At 40.4% G+C, this 15543-nt stretch carries 15 protein-coding genes and 2 pseudogenes; 8 read left to right on the top strand and 9 right to left on the bottom strand.

Annotated features, from left to right (window positions below; all coding sequences use genetic code 11):
* Positions 1 to 157: 157 nt before the first annotated feature.
* The gene (locus tag ABUE30_RS01845) at positions 158 to 616 is read right to left on the bottom strand and encodes a superoxide dismutase family protein (protein ID WP_408621970.1); all 459 of its coding nucleotides are present in this window, start codon (positions 614 to 616) and stop codon (positions 158 to 160) included.
* A 341-nt stretch (positions 617 to 957) separates the two neighbouring features.
* Here ABUE30_RS01845 and ABUE30_RS01840 point away from each other — a divergent pair, with 341 nt between their 5' ends.
* Together ABUE30_RS01840 and ABUE30_RS01835 are read left to right on the top strand one after the other, a co-directional pair.
* A complete protein-coding gene (locus ABUE30_RS01840; RefSeq protein WP_408621969.1) occupies positions 958 to 1260 on the top strand; it encodes a hypothetical protein in 303 nt (100 codons plus the stop codon).
* Positions 1261 to 1368 carry a ClbS/DfsB family four-helix bundle protein gene (locus tag ABUE30_RS01835; RefSeq protein WP_408621968.1) on the top strand — a complete coding sequence of 36 codons (108 nt, stop codon included), beginning with the start codon at positions 1261 to 1263 and terminating at the stop codon, positions 1366 to 1368.
* Here ABUE30_RS01835 and ABUE30_RS01830 read toward each other — a convergent pair.
* From ABUE30_RS01830 to ABUE30_RS01820, 3 genes are read right to left on the bottom strand one after another with little or no spacing between them, the layout of a single operon-like run.
* A complete protein-coding gene (locus ABUE30_RS01830; protein ID WP_408622542.1) occupies positions 1355 to 1501 on the bottom strand; it encodes a hypothetical protein in 147 nt (48 codons plus the stop codon). The genes ABUE30_RS01835 and ABUE30_RS01830 overlap by 14 nt on opposite strands.
* Positions 1502 to 1531: 30 nt before the next feature.
* On the bottom strand, positions 1532 to 2563 hold the full coding sequence (gene tdh / locus ABUE30_RS01825; protein WP_408621967.1) for an L-threonine 3-dehydrogenase: 1032 nt from the start codon (positions 2561 to 2563) through the stop codon (positions 1532 to 1534).
* 10 nt (positions 2564 to 2573) lie between these two features.
* Positions 2574 to 3767 (bottom strand): glycine C-acetyltransferase, encoded by a 1194-nt coding sequence (locus ABUE30_RS01820; protein WP_408621966.1) that lies wholly within the window; start codon positions 3765 to 3767, stop codon positions 2574 to 2576.
* Between the two features lie 317 nt (positions 3768 to 4084).
* Here ABUE30_RS01820 and ABUE30_RS01815 point away from each other — a divergent pair, with 317 nt between their 5' ends.
* Both ABUE30_RS01815 and ABUE30_RS01810 read left to right on the top strand, forming a co-directional pair.
* Positions 4085 to 5020 (top strand): LysR family transcriptional regulator, encoded by a 936-nt coding sequence (locus ABUE30_RS01815; protein ID WP_408622516.1) that lies wholly within the window; start codon positions 4085 to 4087, stop codon positions 5018 to 5020.
* A 64-nt stretch (positions 5021 to 5084) separates the two neighbouring features.
* Positions 5085 to 5600: a hypothetical protein gene (locus ABUE30_RS01810; protein WP_408621965.1), complete on the top strand. Its 516-nt coding sequence runs from the start codon at positions 5085 to 5087 to the stop codon at positions 5598 to 5600.
* Between the two features lie 287 nt (positions 5601 to 5887).
* Here the strand turns inward: ABUE30_RS01810 and ABUE30_RS01805 are convergent, their stop codons facing one another.
* Together ABUE30_RS01805 and metB are read right to left on the bottom strand one after the other, a co-directional pair.
* Positions 5888 to 6508, bottom strand: a complete 621-nt coding sequence (locus tag ABUE30_RS01805) for a LysE family translocator (protein WP_408621964.1) — start codon at positions 6506 to 6508, stop codon at positions 5888 to 5890.
* A gap of 104 nt (positions 6509 to 6612) precedes the next feature.
* The gene (gene metB, locus ABUE30_RS01800) at positions 6613 to 7791 is read right to left on the bottom strand and encodes a cystathionine gamma-synthase (protein ID WP_408621963.1); all 1179 of its coding nucleotides are present in this window, start codon (positions 7789 to 7791) and stop codon (positions 6613 to 6615) included.
* A gap of 345 nt (positions 7792 to 8136) precedes the next feature.
* On the opposite strand from metB, the pseudogene ABUE30_RS01795 reads away from it, so the two are divergent.
* A pseudogene (locus ABUE30_RS01795) lies at positions 8137 to 8555 on the top strand (transaldolase family protein).
* 426 nt (positions 8556 to 8981) lie between these two features.
* Here the strand turns inward: ABUE30_RS01795 and ABUE30_RS01790 are convergent.
* Both ABUE30_RS01790 and ABUE30_RS01785 read right to left on the bottom strand, forming a co-directional pair.
* Complete coding sequence (locus tag ABUE30_RS01790) at positions 8982 to 9467, bottom strand: GNAT family N-acetyltransferase (RefSeq protein ID WP_408621962.1); 486 nt, start codon at positions 9465 to 9467, stop codon at positions 8982 to 8984.
* A 60-nt stretch (positions 9468 to 9527) separates the two neighbouring features.
* A pseudogene (locus ABUE30_RS01785) lies at positions 9528 to 9901 on the bottom strand (VOC family protein).
* A 441-nt stretch (positions 9902 to 10342) separates the two neighbouring features.
* Here ABUE30_RS01785 and ABUE30_RS01780 point away from each other — a divergent pair.
* From ABUE30_RS01780 to ABUE30_RS01770, 3 genes are all read left to right on the top strand, one after another.
* On the top strand, positions 10343 to 10666 hold the full coding sequence (locus tag ABUE30_RS01780) for an iron chelate uptake ABC transporter family permease subunit (protein WP_408621961.1): 324 nt from the start codon (positions 10343 to 10345) through the stop codon (positions 10664 to 10666).
* Between the two features lie 399 nt (positions 10667 to 11065).
* Positions 11066 to 13393 carry an alpha-xylosidase gene (gene yicI / locus ABUE30_RS01775; protein WP_408621960.1) on the top strand — a complete coding sequence of 776 codons (2328 nt, stop codon included), beginning with the start codon at positions 11066 to 11068 and terminating at the stop codon, positions 13391 to 13393.
* Between the two features lie 12 nt (positions 13394 to 13405).
* Positions 13406 to 14839: a glycoside-pentoside-hexuronide (GPH):cation symporter gene (locus ABUE30_RS01770; protein WP_408621959.1), complete on the top strand. Its 1434-nt coding sequence runs from the start codon at positions 13406 to 13408 to the stop codon at positions 14837 to 14839.
* Positions 14840 to 15007: 168 nt separating this feature from the next.
* Here the strand turns inward: ABUE30_RS01770 and ABUE30_RS01765 are convergent, their stop codons facing one another.
* Positions 15008 to 15487, bottom strand: a complete 480-nt coding sequence (locus ABUE30_RS01765) for a TetR/AcrR family transcriptional regulator (protein ID WP_408621958.1) — start codon at positions 15485 to 15487, stop codon at positions 15008 to 15010.
* Between the last annotated feature and the right edge of the window lie 56 nt (positions 15488 to 15543).

Here is a 15543-nt window from a genome sequence, read left to right as displayed (position 1 = left end):
ATTGTCATAAAACGGTCTTTTGATTCTATTGACCTCAACCTAATCTGACTTGCCTGAAAAGGAGCAAGTGACCTATTTTGATAACAGTTCAATTTTTGATCGAAACTGAACCAAAGGTCACACGCTCGGCCTTTGTTATATTGATCAACCAAGTGACTTATTTTTCTAAAATACCACAACCAATTCGAGCGCCACTGGCATTGTGGACAACTATCGCATGACCGATATTGGCTTTATAAGCTAATCCAGATACTAAGCGAAAACTACCCTTGGCTCGTCCTTTGGTGTCAGATACCCACTGACCACTTTTCCAATAATCACCCATGGATTTTGGCGCAAAATAATGACCACCGACTTTATCTGCATTTTTACAGCTGGTCCCCACATGAATATGTAGCCCGCCATTGCGGACAGGATTTAAACCTTTTAGGTTGTATTTTACTGTTAAGTCTTGTTGATCAAAATTGACAGTGACAGCCCCTGTGACTGTCGTTTTTGTACCAGGATAAGCGCCAATTTTGGCATGTAATGACTGCGCGCTCGCACCAAAAGATAAAATACTTGCCAGTAAGCTTGCACCAAGAAGGATCGTTTTTCCACTCGTAGATATGATCATGATGAACTCCTTGCTATGCGATGTTAAACCACTAAGCAAATGAGCGATTAGAACAAAGCATATTGTGGTTTGGAATAAGAATCCGCGACTAGACTAGATAATTGACTTTTTTATCATAAAATAACATTAACACAAATACAACATTATTGTAACCTGATAATCATAATCAATTGATAGGCAATAAGTAAACTGTTTGACACGTTGTGGCTAACACAATGATTGGACACATAATAAAGGGCAATAGAGTGCCTTTCTCCGACAACTTTCAACGTTGCCTACAACTGTACTGATTTTTCTCTGCAAATCGCGCGCTGATTCAATGGCGAGCTACCTGTTTAAATATGCCAAGTCAAATTATTAGGGGTGTTCTCTTAGATAGCCTCTTACATGTTTATAATGCTAAAAAGCAATCGCTAGAAGAAAAAGGCGTGATTACGGGCTATCATGCGCATACGAAATCGGACTCAAATCAGACCGTCATGGTTTATTTAGCCCTAACATTTCGTCCTTTATCCTGCCAACTTGTTCAGCCTTATATTGATAAAGTACCTGAAATAAAGCTTGCCCATTCTATCAGTGGCAATGTGGATCTGATGTTGTTAGTTGAAGCGACGACAACGAGCGAGGCACAAGTATTGGCATGAGTGCAAAGTTTCTCCAACAAAGCACTTTTTACCAAGCTGTTCATCGATTGGACGGCAATGACGACACTTGGTCGTTATTCTATATTCATCACGTTCAGTCATTACTGACTGGGCTAGCAAAAAATTGCACGTACATACAAAGAATATCTAAGTCAGTGAACTGAAATTGGGTGATGTACTCACCCAATTTTTTAGGGTTAGACCCCTGCCCCAGTGACCCAAGCCATTTGATCGATGCCAAAAAAGCGCTCCATTCGAAGCGTTTTCATTCTCATTGCCAATCGAGGATTACTTTACCTGACGCCCCACTGCACATCGCATCAAAGCCTTTTTGAAAATCATCAATTTTGAAGTGATGCGTGATGATCGGCGTTAAATCAAGGCCAGATTGAATCAAACTAGCCATTTTGTACCAGGTTTCAAACATCTCACGGCCATAAATACCTTTGATTACAAGGCCTTTGAAAATCACCTGATTCCAGTCAATCGCCATTTCAGAAGGCGGTAAACCCAGCAGGGCAATTCGCCCTCCGTGATTCATGGTTTGTAACATCGAGCTGAATGCGCTCGGCACACCCGACATTTCGAGCCCCACATCAAACCCTTCGGTCATTTTCAATTCGGCCATCACAGATATTAAGGTTTGCTCGGCCACGTTAACCGCACGGGTTACGCCCATTTTGCGAGCTAACTCCAGACGGTATGGATTGACATCAGTAATCACAACATACCGGGCACCAACATGCTTGGCAACCGCTGCTGCCATGATGCCTATCGGTCCAGCTCCGGTGATCAATACATCTTCACCCACCAAATTAAACGATAAAGCGGTGTGGACTGCATTACCAAACGGGTCAAAAATAGACGCCAAATCATCTGAAATACCATCAGGAATTTTGAAGGCATTAAACGCAGGGATCACTAAGTATTCAGAGAAGCTCCCTGTACGATTGACTCCCACACCAATGGTATTACGACACAAGTGCGTTCGACCACCGCGGCAGTTACGGCAATGGCCACAGGTAATGTGTCCTTCACCCGATACTCGATCGCCAATGGCAAAACCACGGACTTCACTTCCCACTTCAACCACTTCGCCAACATACTCATGTCCAACAACCATCGGCACAGGAATGGTTTTTTGTGACCAGTCATCCCAGTTGTAAATGTGAACATCGGTGCCACAGATCGCCGTTTTATGAATTTTAATCATTAGATCATTATGGCCCAACTTAGGCATATCGACCTCGGTCATCCAAATACCAGGCTCTGCTTTTAGCTTACTTAACGCTTTAATTTTCATGGTTCATGTCTCAGATAATAGCCATTTGTTGGCCGACTTTAATAAAGACATCAATCGCTTTATCCAACTGTTCTCGAGTATGTGCAGCTGACATTTGGGTGCGAATTCGCGCTTGCCCTTTCGGCACGACGGGGAACGAAAAACCGACCACATAAACCCCTTGGGTTAAAGCTTGCTCAGCAAATTCTGCCGCCACTTTAGCATCCCCCAACATAATCGGAATGATGGCATGATCAGCTCCCGCCAACGTAAAGCCCGCAGCGCTCATACGCGCCCGAAAATGCGCGGCGTTATCCCATAACTGGGCACGTAATTTATCGCTATTTTGTAGTAAATCTAAAACTTCCAATGACGCCGCCACAATGGCGGGTGGCACAGAGTTAGAGAACAAATACGGCCGTGAACGCTGACGAAGCCAATCAATCACTTCCCTTTTGCCCGCCGTATACCCCCCAGAAGCACCGCCCATTGCCTTACCTAACGTACCGGTAATAATGTCGATACGATCCATCACATCATGATATTCAGGCGTTCCACGCCCATGTGCGCCCATAAAACCAACGGCATGAGAATCATCAACCATCACCAATGCATCGTATTGATCCGCTAAATCACAAATTGCAGGTAAGTTAGCGACCACGCCATCCATCGAGAATACCCCGTCAGTGACGATCAACTTGTGACGAACACCCGCAGCATTGGCGGCAATTAATTGCTGCTCTAATTGCGCCATATCGTTATTAGCATAGCGAAAACGCTGCGCCTTACAGAGCCTGACGCCATCAATAATGGACGCATGATTCAGCGCATCTGAAATAATGGCATCATTTTGATCAAGTAACGTTTCAAACAGCCCAGTATTCGCATCAAAACATGACGTATACAAAATGGTGTCTTCTTGTCCTAAAAATGTCGCTAATTTTTGTTCCAACTGTTTATGTGCATCCTGAGTACCACAGATAAACCGGACTGACGCCATACCAAATCCGTGCTCATCCATACCCCTTTTCGCAGCCGCAATTAATGCAGGATGATTCGCTAACCCTAAATAGTTATTCGCACAAAAATTAAGTACCTGCTCGCCACTTGCGATTTGTACTTCAGCTTTTTGTTGCGAGATAATAATACGTTCTGATTTATACAAACCTTCCGCTTGTATGTCTTGCAATTGCTGCCGGATTTGCTGGTAAAAGGCATTAGACATTGTCATGCTCCTTGGTGATGATCGGTCATAATATCAGAGCCGCATGCGCCTCTTGACAGAACAATAAGTGTAATCGATCGCCCAAGTAGCGATAATCCGCCAACGTGGAAAAGCATTTGTGAATTCAAAGCACAAATAGTACAACTGTAATCTCAATGTCGCTGGGTGCGAGCATGACTAATACTGGCCTAATAAGTAGACAGCATAAGAGTGATACGGCGATCAGTGTCGGTCACATAAATGGCACCACGGCATTGTCAAATTGGTCTAAATTTGACAAAGTTTGCGCCACAGACGATAACAACTATGACGAAGCTATGATTCATCCCAAATTAATTGCGTTACTACCTGATCTCGCAAGCTTTATTATCGTAGTAGAAGAAAAAAGCTTCACTGGGGCAGCGAACCAACTAGGCGTCACCCCTTCGGCCTTAAGCAAACTCATCACTCGCTTGGAACATGCTCTGGCCGTCAAGCTATTTGAACGTTCCACTCGAAAATTGGTGATTACGCAAGCAGGGGAGAAAATTTACGATCAGTGTTTAGTCATGGTCAATGCAGCCAAGCAAGCCGTAGAACTTTCCCGTCGCGACCACGATGAATTGGCCGGTGCCCTCACCATCGCGGCGCCAGAAGCCTTTCTTTATTCGGTACTGCAACCGTTTGTCTGGCCTTTTCTACAGCAACATCCCAATATCGAAATCAAATTACGGGCAGCCGATGGCAATATTGATCTCTTGAGCAACAACATTGATCTCGCATTTAGATTGACCGACAAACCTGATGAGAATTTAGTTTTAAAGGAACTATGCAAAACCAATTTAGTGCTCTGTGCCAGCCCTAACTATATTGCCCAACGCGGTATGCCAAATCATCCGACCCAGCTCACCCAGCACGATTGCTTATATTTGGCCGAAAATAGCAATGACTATCGCTGGCAGTTCGTGAAAAATGAAGAAATTCACACTGTCGCGATCACTGGGCGCTATGCGGTCAATCACTCGCAAATGCGCTTAAACGGAGTCAAACACGATTTAGGCATTGGCATTTTCCATGATTTTGTCGTGCAAGACTCACTCGCGGCTAACGAAGTGGTGCAAGTACTGCCGGAGTGGATGATTAAAAGTAACTATCATGGCGCTGTCGCCATGCAATACCCACAAACCCAACATATGCCAGCTCGATTACGGGCTTTTATTGATTATGTTTTACGCTATGTCCAACCTAAACTGCTGGGCGCTGCGAGTCACTAACCGAATAACAACGCTTCGCGCATTATCTTGTACAACTACTCGGCCAATCGATTTGAGTCACCTGTTGCGACGGCTCATCGCAAAATCAGGATGTGACTATGAAAATTTGATAGACTTAGATCATATTCTATTAAGTGATATTCTGAATATTGATGAACAGAATTTATTAATTAATCAGCTAAAACCATCAGAAAGAAAAATAATATCAGATGCATATGTACAATTTGAAACAAAAATAGAACATAGTATTTTATCATTATTATCATACAATTACGGAATTCAAGATTTTATTTTTAGCGGAAAAAATAATAAAATAATATCTTATTTTATAAGATATAACAATTTGGTTGATAGAGAGTTGAGGAATTTAAGTCTTGATAGTAAATCAAGAGTATTATGGATTGGTAGTGGTCCATTCCCCGTTTCTCCCATATTAATGTCCTTAAAAACGGGATGTCATTTCGATTGTGCCAATATATCAGAAGATGCTATAAATAGATCTACTGATGTTATAAAGAAATTTAATCTAGAAAATAATTTCCGATTTTTTAACAAAAATGGAAAAGATTTAAATTTTTAAAATTATCATGCGATAATAATAGCCGTACTCGCTGAACCAATTGATGTTATTATTGATTCTATATTTAAAGGGGCATCTGAAAATTGTATTGTTTTAAAAAGACTTACATATGGCCTTAGGACTCTTATTTATCCAAGCAATAACTTTAAAAAATTAAGTGATGGAACATTATGGAAAAAAGATGATGTTGCAAATAGTGATCAAGTAATATCTCATATTATATCTGTAGTAAAGAGATAATTTATCGATAAGGGCGATCATTTGGTCGCCCCATGTTTATATTTTAATCAAGCCTCAACTATTATTACACCTAAACCAAATAGTATGAAAATTATCCCTGAAATTATTTTTATATGATTATTGAAATGTCTAAATATTAATTTAGACCTTCTAGAAGAAAAAAACAACCCAACTAGAGAATACCATGCAAATGATATTATAACCATTTCTAATATGATATAAACTAAAAACATACTGGGCATGCTTTTAGGGAAAGAAACCGCAAATATACTAGCAATAAATATTGGTGTTTTGGGGTTTGATATGTTTGTAAACAAGCCATTCAAGTAATTGTCAAACCAATTATTTTCTTGTGTTAATTTTATATCGTCATTATTTATGCTTGTACTTATTATTGATTTTATGCCTAAATAAATAAGATAACCTCCACCAATATATTTTATAACAACATATGTTATTGGCCAGGAGCTAAAAATATTCACTAGACCATAAGCTCCAAATGATGCCCAGAAAAGAGTACCACTACATATACCAATTATACAAAATAATAAATTTATTCTTGATTTTATAATGGCATATTTCACTGTTATAAAAAAATTAGCACCAGGTGTCACAACTGCCATTCCCCAGATTGTTGCTATACTTAGAAATATCATGGAAGTGTTCATTTTTTTCCTCAGATATGAAATTAATAACAAATAACATTAGTCTATAATTACGTGTTAATATTGTTTATATATATAATCTATAAACTTGTCTGGTAAAAAATAGATCATTCAATCTTTGATAAATTGGATTGGACCAGTTTAAATGCATGATCAAGATCCTGAATTAAGTCATCAGCATCCTCTAAGCCAACAGACAATCTTAATAAATTTTGTGAAATTCCTACGTTTCTAAGTGCTTCGGCACCCATTGCTCTATGAGTCATAGTCGCCGGATGACATATTAAACTCTCCACTCCACCTAATGATTCTGCAAGTGAAAATAGTTTAAGTTCGTTAATAAAGACCTCGAGTTGTGGAGAACTTCCAACAAGTTCAAAGCTTATCATACAGCCATATCCCTGTTGTTGACGCTCGGCAATGCTATGTCCTATATGACTAGCTAGGATGGGATGATAAAGAGTTTTTATCAAGGGTTGTTTTTTTAGATATGCTAATATTCTTTTTGTATTTTCTTCATGAAGTTTCATTCTTGGATGAAGGGTTCTTATCCCCCGCAGTGTTAGGTAACTATCAAATGCAGTTCCTGTTGCGCCGATGCAATTACCCCACCATACAATTTCATTAGCTAGTTCCTTAGTTTCAGAAATAACAACTCCTCCGATTACATCTGAATGTCCATTCAGATATTTTGTTGTTGAGTGAATTACAAAATCAGCACCTAGAGTTATTGGGGTTTGATAAATAGGAGATAAAAATGTATTGTCAACAGCAACTAAGGCACCTATCTTTTTAGCAAGCCCACATATTTCAGTTATATCAACGACACGGAGTAGCGGATTTGATGGCGTCTCAAGAAGTATTAGTTTGGGCATTTGAGCTAAAGCTAACTCTACCTCTTTTGGTGAAGTTTGATCAATAAAGAGTACTTTAAAATCTCGTTTCTTCGCGCGAGAATTTAATAATCTATAACTTCCGCCATAACAATCCATGGGAGCGACAATAAGGTCATCGGGACCAACCATCGCAGAAACCAATAAATTTAGCGCGGACATGCCAGAGTTTGTGATTACAGCTCCTTCTCCGTGTTCCAATTTGTATAATGTTTTTTCTAGCAATGAACGAGTTGGATTTCCTGACCTTGAATAATCATATTTATTGGGATGACCAAAAGAAGAAAAACCGAAATTAGTGGAAAGACAAATAGGAGGGACTACAGATCCATACTGTGTATCTGATTCAATACCTGTACGAACAGCGATCGTTTTAGATTTAAATTGTGTCATATAATATTCCCTTATTACTTAACTCAATTTGTATAATGTACACTAGTTGTGACGAATATTTGTGATGAACTAGTTTCCTTGTTTTAATGAAATGCAATTATTTGCGTATATAATACTGTACTCCGGTTCTCTTTGTACGTCAATTACCCTAATATGTTCATTTTTACTTTGATTACACTGGTACTTTTTTAGTCCTATATGATCTTTATGTGATTACTATATTCAAGATGATTTATAAAGACGAAACCAGCTGCGCTTCGTCTTATATAATTATTCCGCGTATTCCACATCAATTCTTCTATTGCCTTAATAATAAAAGATCCCGTTCTTGGCCCTAATCGTTGAATATTATCTTTTAAGACTGAATCAAATTGCTCACCATTCCAGCTTAATAGACTCAAAGCGCTCGGGCTCCCAACATTAGGAACCGCCGTCTATGGCGCAGCTCAAGGGCTGTTAGCTGCACTGGCAGGAGCTGAGTACGTTGCGCCTTATATCAATCGAGTCGATGCGCAAGGTGGCAGCGGTGTCGCCATGGCAACGATCTACAGACATTGCTGCAATTACATGTCCCTGAATGTAAAGTCCTTGCGGCCAGTTTTAAAACCCCTAAACAAGTACTCGATTGTATGCTCGCTGGCGTCGGTGCCATCACATTGCCAGTTGATATCGCAAGGCAGCTACTCAATACTCCAGCAGTAAGTGCTGCTGTCGATAAATTTGAACAGGATTGGAACGGCGCCTTCGGTCGGCTTGAGTTATAATCGGCCTAACCTTCGCTCGTCATCGGTGCGAGCGAAGTCCACCCTTCGAGCGGACGTTGAGCCCGATCATTCTTATTGCGTCAGCGGGTGAATAACCCACTCATTTCTCCGCCAGAGCGCAGCACTAAGTGCTCGCTCAAGCATCAATTTGCAAAACAAAAACTATTCTCAATTTATCTGTTATATATGGCGCTGAGTATTCCGTTTCTTGGAATACATCCCCCGTAGCAGCACCCGACTGAAAACACAGCACAATACTGCTACTGCTAACCTGATATAAGCTATTATTGATCGGCGTATATCATGGATCAATACTCAAAAATATATTGAAAAGCAACAGAATTGGTTTATAAAAAATGGCTAGCAAAACTATTCCAGCTATTAACGCGATTTTAGGGACAATTGGTGATCCGTTGCTGACGCTGTTTATGTTAGTAGCCATTTATACATGACATAGCTATCAACATAACCCAATTTGCCATGCCTATATGCCAATGGAATAGTGCCAACAATCTTGAAGCCTAACTTTTTCCATAGCTTCACTGCGATTTCATTGGAAGAAACAACTGCATTGAATTGCATCGCTTGAAAACCTAATTCAATTGCGATCTGCTGAGAGTGTTCGCAAAGCTGACGTGCAACCCCTTTACCTCTGGCATCCACATCGACCATGTAGCCACAATTACAAATATGATCGCTTGGGCCCATTCCATTCGGCTTTATATAATAAGAACCTAGAACTTGCTCACCATCAACCCATACAAATGCTTTTAAAGGCATTTCACACCATAATTTATAAGCCATTTCTAGGCTCATATTGGGGTCAAACGTGTAACTTTCTTGAGCCTTAATCACCGATTCAAAACATGGCCAGAATGCTTCAAAATCGAGCTTCGTCATTTCTCTGATCATAACTATTTTCCAAGAATAAAGCACTAGAAGCAATTTTTTGTCAACGGATGCTCATCACTCTCAATCATTAAAGATATCATGAACAGTCTCTATATTATTCCCATCCGGATCGTACACGAAACAAGCATAGTCATTCTCAGTATGGTTTGGCCGCGGTCCGGGTTCACCGTTATCACGAACCCCTGCCGTGATGGACGCTTCATAAAACTCTCGAACTTTGCCTCGGCTCTCAACTCGAAAAGCCACATGAAAACGGGTTATCTCTTGAGACTCGTTTGCCTGACTTATTTCAGATAGTCTCTTCCCAATATCAAAAGCCCAAAATACCCCGCCTTTCCAAAAGAGACTTTATAGCCGAGTGGTTTAAATGCCTTTTCATAAAAATCTTTACTTTTTTCGATATCGCTTACCGCAATAGTGACATGATCGATCATTTTTCCTCCTAGATTTTAAGTCAATCACACCTTTCTCATTGAAATAAGTTAGTCGTGCTGTTGTTACCCTCTATTTTTGGCAAAAATTGCGACAACTATATCGAAGCTGAGTACAACAACGTCATCGCATACTTCCGTGACATCAAGGCCTCCTCTCATAAAAGCAATATGTGAGCAGTCCATAAAATAGCCCGCCAAGACGCCTTATTAGAAACTCAAACTTTGCCATATGATCATCAAGGGCATCTATATCTTGCGCAAATACCCCCTAGATTGTCAATTCAGCCCCGCCAACTTATGGATGATTGACGGCTCCATCATTTGAACCCATTTGCTCCGAAATCAGGCAGAGATATCTAAAAAACCAAGATATGAGTGATCGGCATCAAGATTTACAAAGTATCGGAGATGTCTTAGCGCAAACCACAGGTATTTCAACCAATGTTGCCGATAGCAACCGCCATAGCTATTACGCGCGTGGCTTTTATATTAATCATTACGCTGGGCCCCATCGCCTTTATTGGTTTAGTCTCCCCCCACATGGCAACCCTATTAGGTGCCCGCAAAAGCCTTACACAAATGCTACTCGCGGCATTGTGCGGCATGACATTGATGCTGTGGGCCGATTGGCTAGGACAAATTTGGTTATATCCAAAACAGATCGCTGCAGGTACATTAGTGGCCGTAATGGGTTCTATCTACTTTCTAAGCTTGTTGCTACTTAATCGTTATCAGCAAATGCAAGGAAAACGTCCAAGATCCTAAAAGCATCTAAAAAGCATGTACCAATCCACTCAAATCAGCCACACACCCCAGTGACTGTGTTCACCACACCCAGACAATGACTTGATGACTTGATGACTTACATTTAAGCGCCGAGTAACAAGCGAACCCATGGAAGGAGCTCGCTTTAACCGCACTATGGGTTCCTCGCTTGAGTGTTGATGTCTATAAAAGACAAACAAGCGCATCCCAGCAGACGCCAAAGAGAAAACTCAATAATACTCGAAATTCGTTCATGAACTTGCCCGGATAAAGTGACATTAATCACGATTAAAAAAAATCGTAAATACGATACGTATTTAAATAATATTTTTCATAAAAAAAAGCGACAAAGATATGGCATCAACAATGATAAATGATTTCGCTAAATAAGGCCTGTGTATGAAAATTAGTGACGGCAACTGGTTAATTCAAGAAAACTTGGAGCTAATTTCACCTGTTCGTATCTTTGAATATCAACAAACTAAAGAAAACGAAATTGTTGTCTACGTGTCGCCTATTGACGGAAAAGTAAGAGAAAATCAAATAGGTTCACCGTTATTTACGATCACTATTACTGCCCCCATCCAAAATGTAATCGGGGTTCGCTATGAACATTTTAAAGGCAAAATAGATAAAGGCCCTTATTTTGAGCTTAAAAATCAGAAAACCACTTTTGAAGTCACCGATAACAATGAAGTATTCACTGCGAAAAATGGTAATTTGGAGATTCGTATTCAAAAGGATTTTTGGGGGATAAGCTTCTATCACAATGGTGTGGAAATTACAAAATCAACTGCTAAATCATCTGGTTATGCCATTGACAAACAAGAAAATAAAAATTATTTCTTTGAGCGTCTAGATCTCGGAGTTGGCGAACTCGTCTATGGTTTAGGTGAACGCTTTACTGCTTTTGTGAAAAATGGGCAGCAGGTAGAAACATGGAATAAAGATGGCGGCACCAGTACCGAACAAGCCTATAAAAATATTCCATTTTATATGACCAACAAAGGGTATGGTGTATTTGTCGATCATCCTGAAAATGTGTCTTTTGAAGTCGCCTCAGAAAAAGTATCAAAAGTGCAATTCAGTGTAGAGGGAGAATCTCTTAGTTACTATGTAATAGATGGTCCTACAGGAAAAGATGTTCTTAATCATTACACACAACTTACTGGCCGACCTGGTTTGCCACCCGCATGGACATTTGGTTTATGGCTTACGACATCATTTACAACTAATTATGATGAAGACACAGTGAATTCATTTATTGATGGAATGATTGAACGAGACCTCCCTCTTCATGTTTTTCATTTTGATTGTTTTTGGATGAAACCATATCAGTGGTGTGATTTTGAATGGGATGACAAAACATTTCCTGATCCAGAAGGTATGCTCACTCGCTTAAAAGAAAAAGGACTAAAAATTTGTGTCTGGATTAATTCTTATTTAGGGCAAAAATCACCACTTTTTTCAGAGGCGGCTAGCAAAGGATATTTACTCAAAAATTTCGATGGTGACGTATGGCAATGGGATCATTGGCAAGCGGGCATGGGCATTGTTGATTTCACTAACCCAGAAGCATGTAAATGGTATGAATCACACCTTGAACGTCTTATCGATATGGGTGTTGATAGCTTTAAGACTGACTTTGGTGAACGTATTCCAACAGATGTTAAATGGTTCAATGGTGCATGCCCACAAAAAATGCACAACTACTATACATTCTTGTATAACAAATTGGTGTATAAGGTCTTAGAACGTAAGTTAGGTAAAGACAAAGCCGCTTTATTCGCCCGTTCCGCAACCGTTGGCGGGCAGCAATTCCCAGTGCATTGGGGTGGAGATTGTTACGCAACTTATGAGTCAATGGCAGAAAGTTTACGTGGTGGCCTTTCTCTAGGGTTATCTGGTTTTGGATTTTGGAGTCATGATATTGGCGGCTTTGAAAATACTGCGCCATCACACCTATATAAACGCTGGTGCGCATTTGGTTTACTTTCAAGCCATAGCCGCTTACATGGCAGTAAATCATATCGTGTGCCATGGGCTTATGATGAAGAATCGTGCGATGTGGTCAGAAGTTTTACCAAGTTAAAAGCTAATTTGATGCCTTACTTATATTCTATGGCTCATCAAGCAAAAGAAACGGGTACTCCCATGATGCGCGCGATGTGGCTTGAATTTGAAAGCGACCTAACCACCCATAACTTAGACCTTCAATACATGCTGGGTGATAGCTTACTTATTGCCCCTGTATTTAGTGAACAGGGTGATGTGAGCTATTACCTCCCCGCGGGTAAATGGACTAATTTATTAACTGGCAATGTTATTGAAGGCGGACAATGGCTCCACGAAAAGCATAACTTCATGAGTTTGCCACTGTTTGTTCGTCCGAATTCGCTATTAGCACGTAGTGTTCAACAAACCGACGTTGATTATGACTATATACAGTCATCAGAATTTCATTTATTCCAACTGTCGAATGGTAATACTACTCAGGCACGAGTAGTGAATCCCGATAATCAAACCGAAGTAACTATCACTATTACTCGAAATGGCATGGCGCTAGATGTTGTCGTTAATGGTGAGCTATCTAACTTAATCTTACATCTACATGAAATTCAACCTTGCTCTGTAAATATTGCGAATGAAATTCAAGCAGAAACAGTTCTAATTTCATCACTCTCTGGGGCAGAAAGTCATCGCTTCCAGATCCAAATCGAAGCGTAAAGGAGAGTTTTAATGGCAATATTACATCAAAATAAACAGATTACTGAAAAGATCCACCCTGCCGAAAAAATCGGTTATGGGATGGGGGATGCGGCTAGCCATATTGTATTTGATTCTTGTGTAGCAATATTAGCCTATTTTTATACTGATATTTATGGGCTTTCTCCAGCAGTCATGGGGACTATGTTCTTGGCCGTCCGCTTATTAGATGCGTTCACTGATCCAATTATGGGCGCAATTGCGGATAATACTATAACGAAATGGGGTCGTTTCCGTCCTTATTTGCTATTAATTAGCATTCCATTTGCAGTTAGTACCATACTTGTCTATACCGTTCCTAATTATGGTGATACAGGTAAAATAATTTTTGCGGTCGTAACCTACATTTTCATGACGTTAATGTATACAGCAATAAATATTCCATATTGCTCACTCGGTGCGGCCATTACTGCCGATCCTAAAGAGAACATGTCGTTACAATCGTATCGTTTTGCCATCGCCCCAATTGGTGGTGCTCTAGGCACAGCTGCTATTTTACCATTAGCAGATTTCTTATCACCAGGTGACAGAGCTGCCGGCATTCAATTAGCAATGACCATTTTTGGCGCCATTGGTTGTTTGATGTTTATATTCTGCTTTATGTTTACCAAAGAGCGAGTTCAACCACTCAAAGAAGAAAATATTAATATATTGCGAGATTTAAAAGTACTCATGCAGAATGATCAGTGGAAGATTCTGGCTGTCTATAATTTTACTATGTTAGTTTCTTTAGTCGTTCGAGCCGGTATGATCTTGTATTACGTCACATATATATTAAATAAAGGAACCGATACCGCTTCCTATTTCTTATTGGGAACCACTATTTTCTCAATGATAGGCAGCCTAATTGCAAAACCATTTACAGATAAATTCTGTAAAATTCAACTATCTATATGGAACAATATCTTACTTGGCGTCGCAGGATTGCTTTTCTTTATTATCCCAGGTGATTACTGGATCCTAGCATTGGTTTTATACCTCTTCTTGCAAATGCTACAAGGTGCAAATGGCCCATTACAATGGTCCATGATCACCGATGCTAACAACTATGGTGAATGGAAAACCGGCCGCCGGATAACAGGCATGAACGTGGCTGCAAATATCTTCATGATTAAATTGGGTGTTGCAGTCGGTGGGGCATTAATTGGCTGGGGACTTGCTTTATTTGGATTCCAGAGCAGTGTAGGTGGAGAACCAGTAAAACAAACCCAAGCAACACTAAATGGCATCTTGATTATATTCACCGTGCTACCCGCCATTTTGTATTGCATAACTGGTTTATATTTGAAGATTAAACGCTATGACCTGACGGATGGAAAAGTGGAAAGCATCATCCACGATCTTGAGCATGGTCGATTTGCTAATAAAGGAAACACAACTATTGAGCCTGAAGTGACCTTTAAATAACTCGATAGGCTTGAACATCACACGGGGATGAAGTTATGGATGTCTTGGATTTAATAAATAGATGGAAAAAAGATTTATGGTGTTTAATTACGAGATTTTGGATATTGAGGATGTGTTCGCCGCAACTTTTGGACCCGAATACTCTTCTTAATTTTGGCCCATTGCCAATTATGCAGTAGGTCGGACCCCTCTGAGCACTTGGTCAACAAGTCTTTCGCCGTATTCCTCCGTCAAAGGTTCGAGTTTGAGGAGCATTCGATAATATACGGGACCAAAAATTGCGTCCACCAGCAACTCTGCGTCGGTATCGGAAGCGAACTCACCAGTGAGTTTCCCTTTCTCAATGTCTGAGACCGTAGCTGCCCGTCTGACGGCGATATGTTTCTCGTAAAGCTCTTTGAGAACGAAGGGGTCGCTCTGTCCCTCAGCAATAAGATCGGCCATGACTTTGCCAAACAAGCCATTAAACTCGCGGACCATGTTCTTCATTTTTAAGCGAATTAAAGCTTCGATACTCGAAGCCTCCAGGTTTTCGAACTTGCCGACAAGTCGCTCCTGAAACATGGCCATAATCAGTGCAGCCTTGTTGGGCCACCATTTGTAGAGTGTCGGTTTACCAACTCCGGCTCGTTTGGATACCGCTTCCATGGTCAAATGTCCCGCTGGTTTATCCTGCAAGAGTTGATACACCGCGTCCATGATGG

It is taken from the genome of Celerinatantimonas yamalensis, from assembly GCF_046054155.1.
Lineage (GTDB): Bacteria > Pseudomonadota > Gammaproteobacteria > Enterobacterales > Celerinatantimonadaceae > Celerinatantimonas > Celerinatantimonas yamalensis.
Note: the sequence above shows the minus strand (reverse complement) of the source record. Positions and strands in the feature narration are given on the sequence as shown.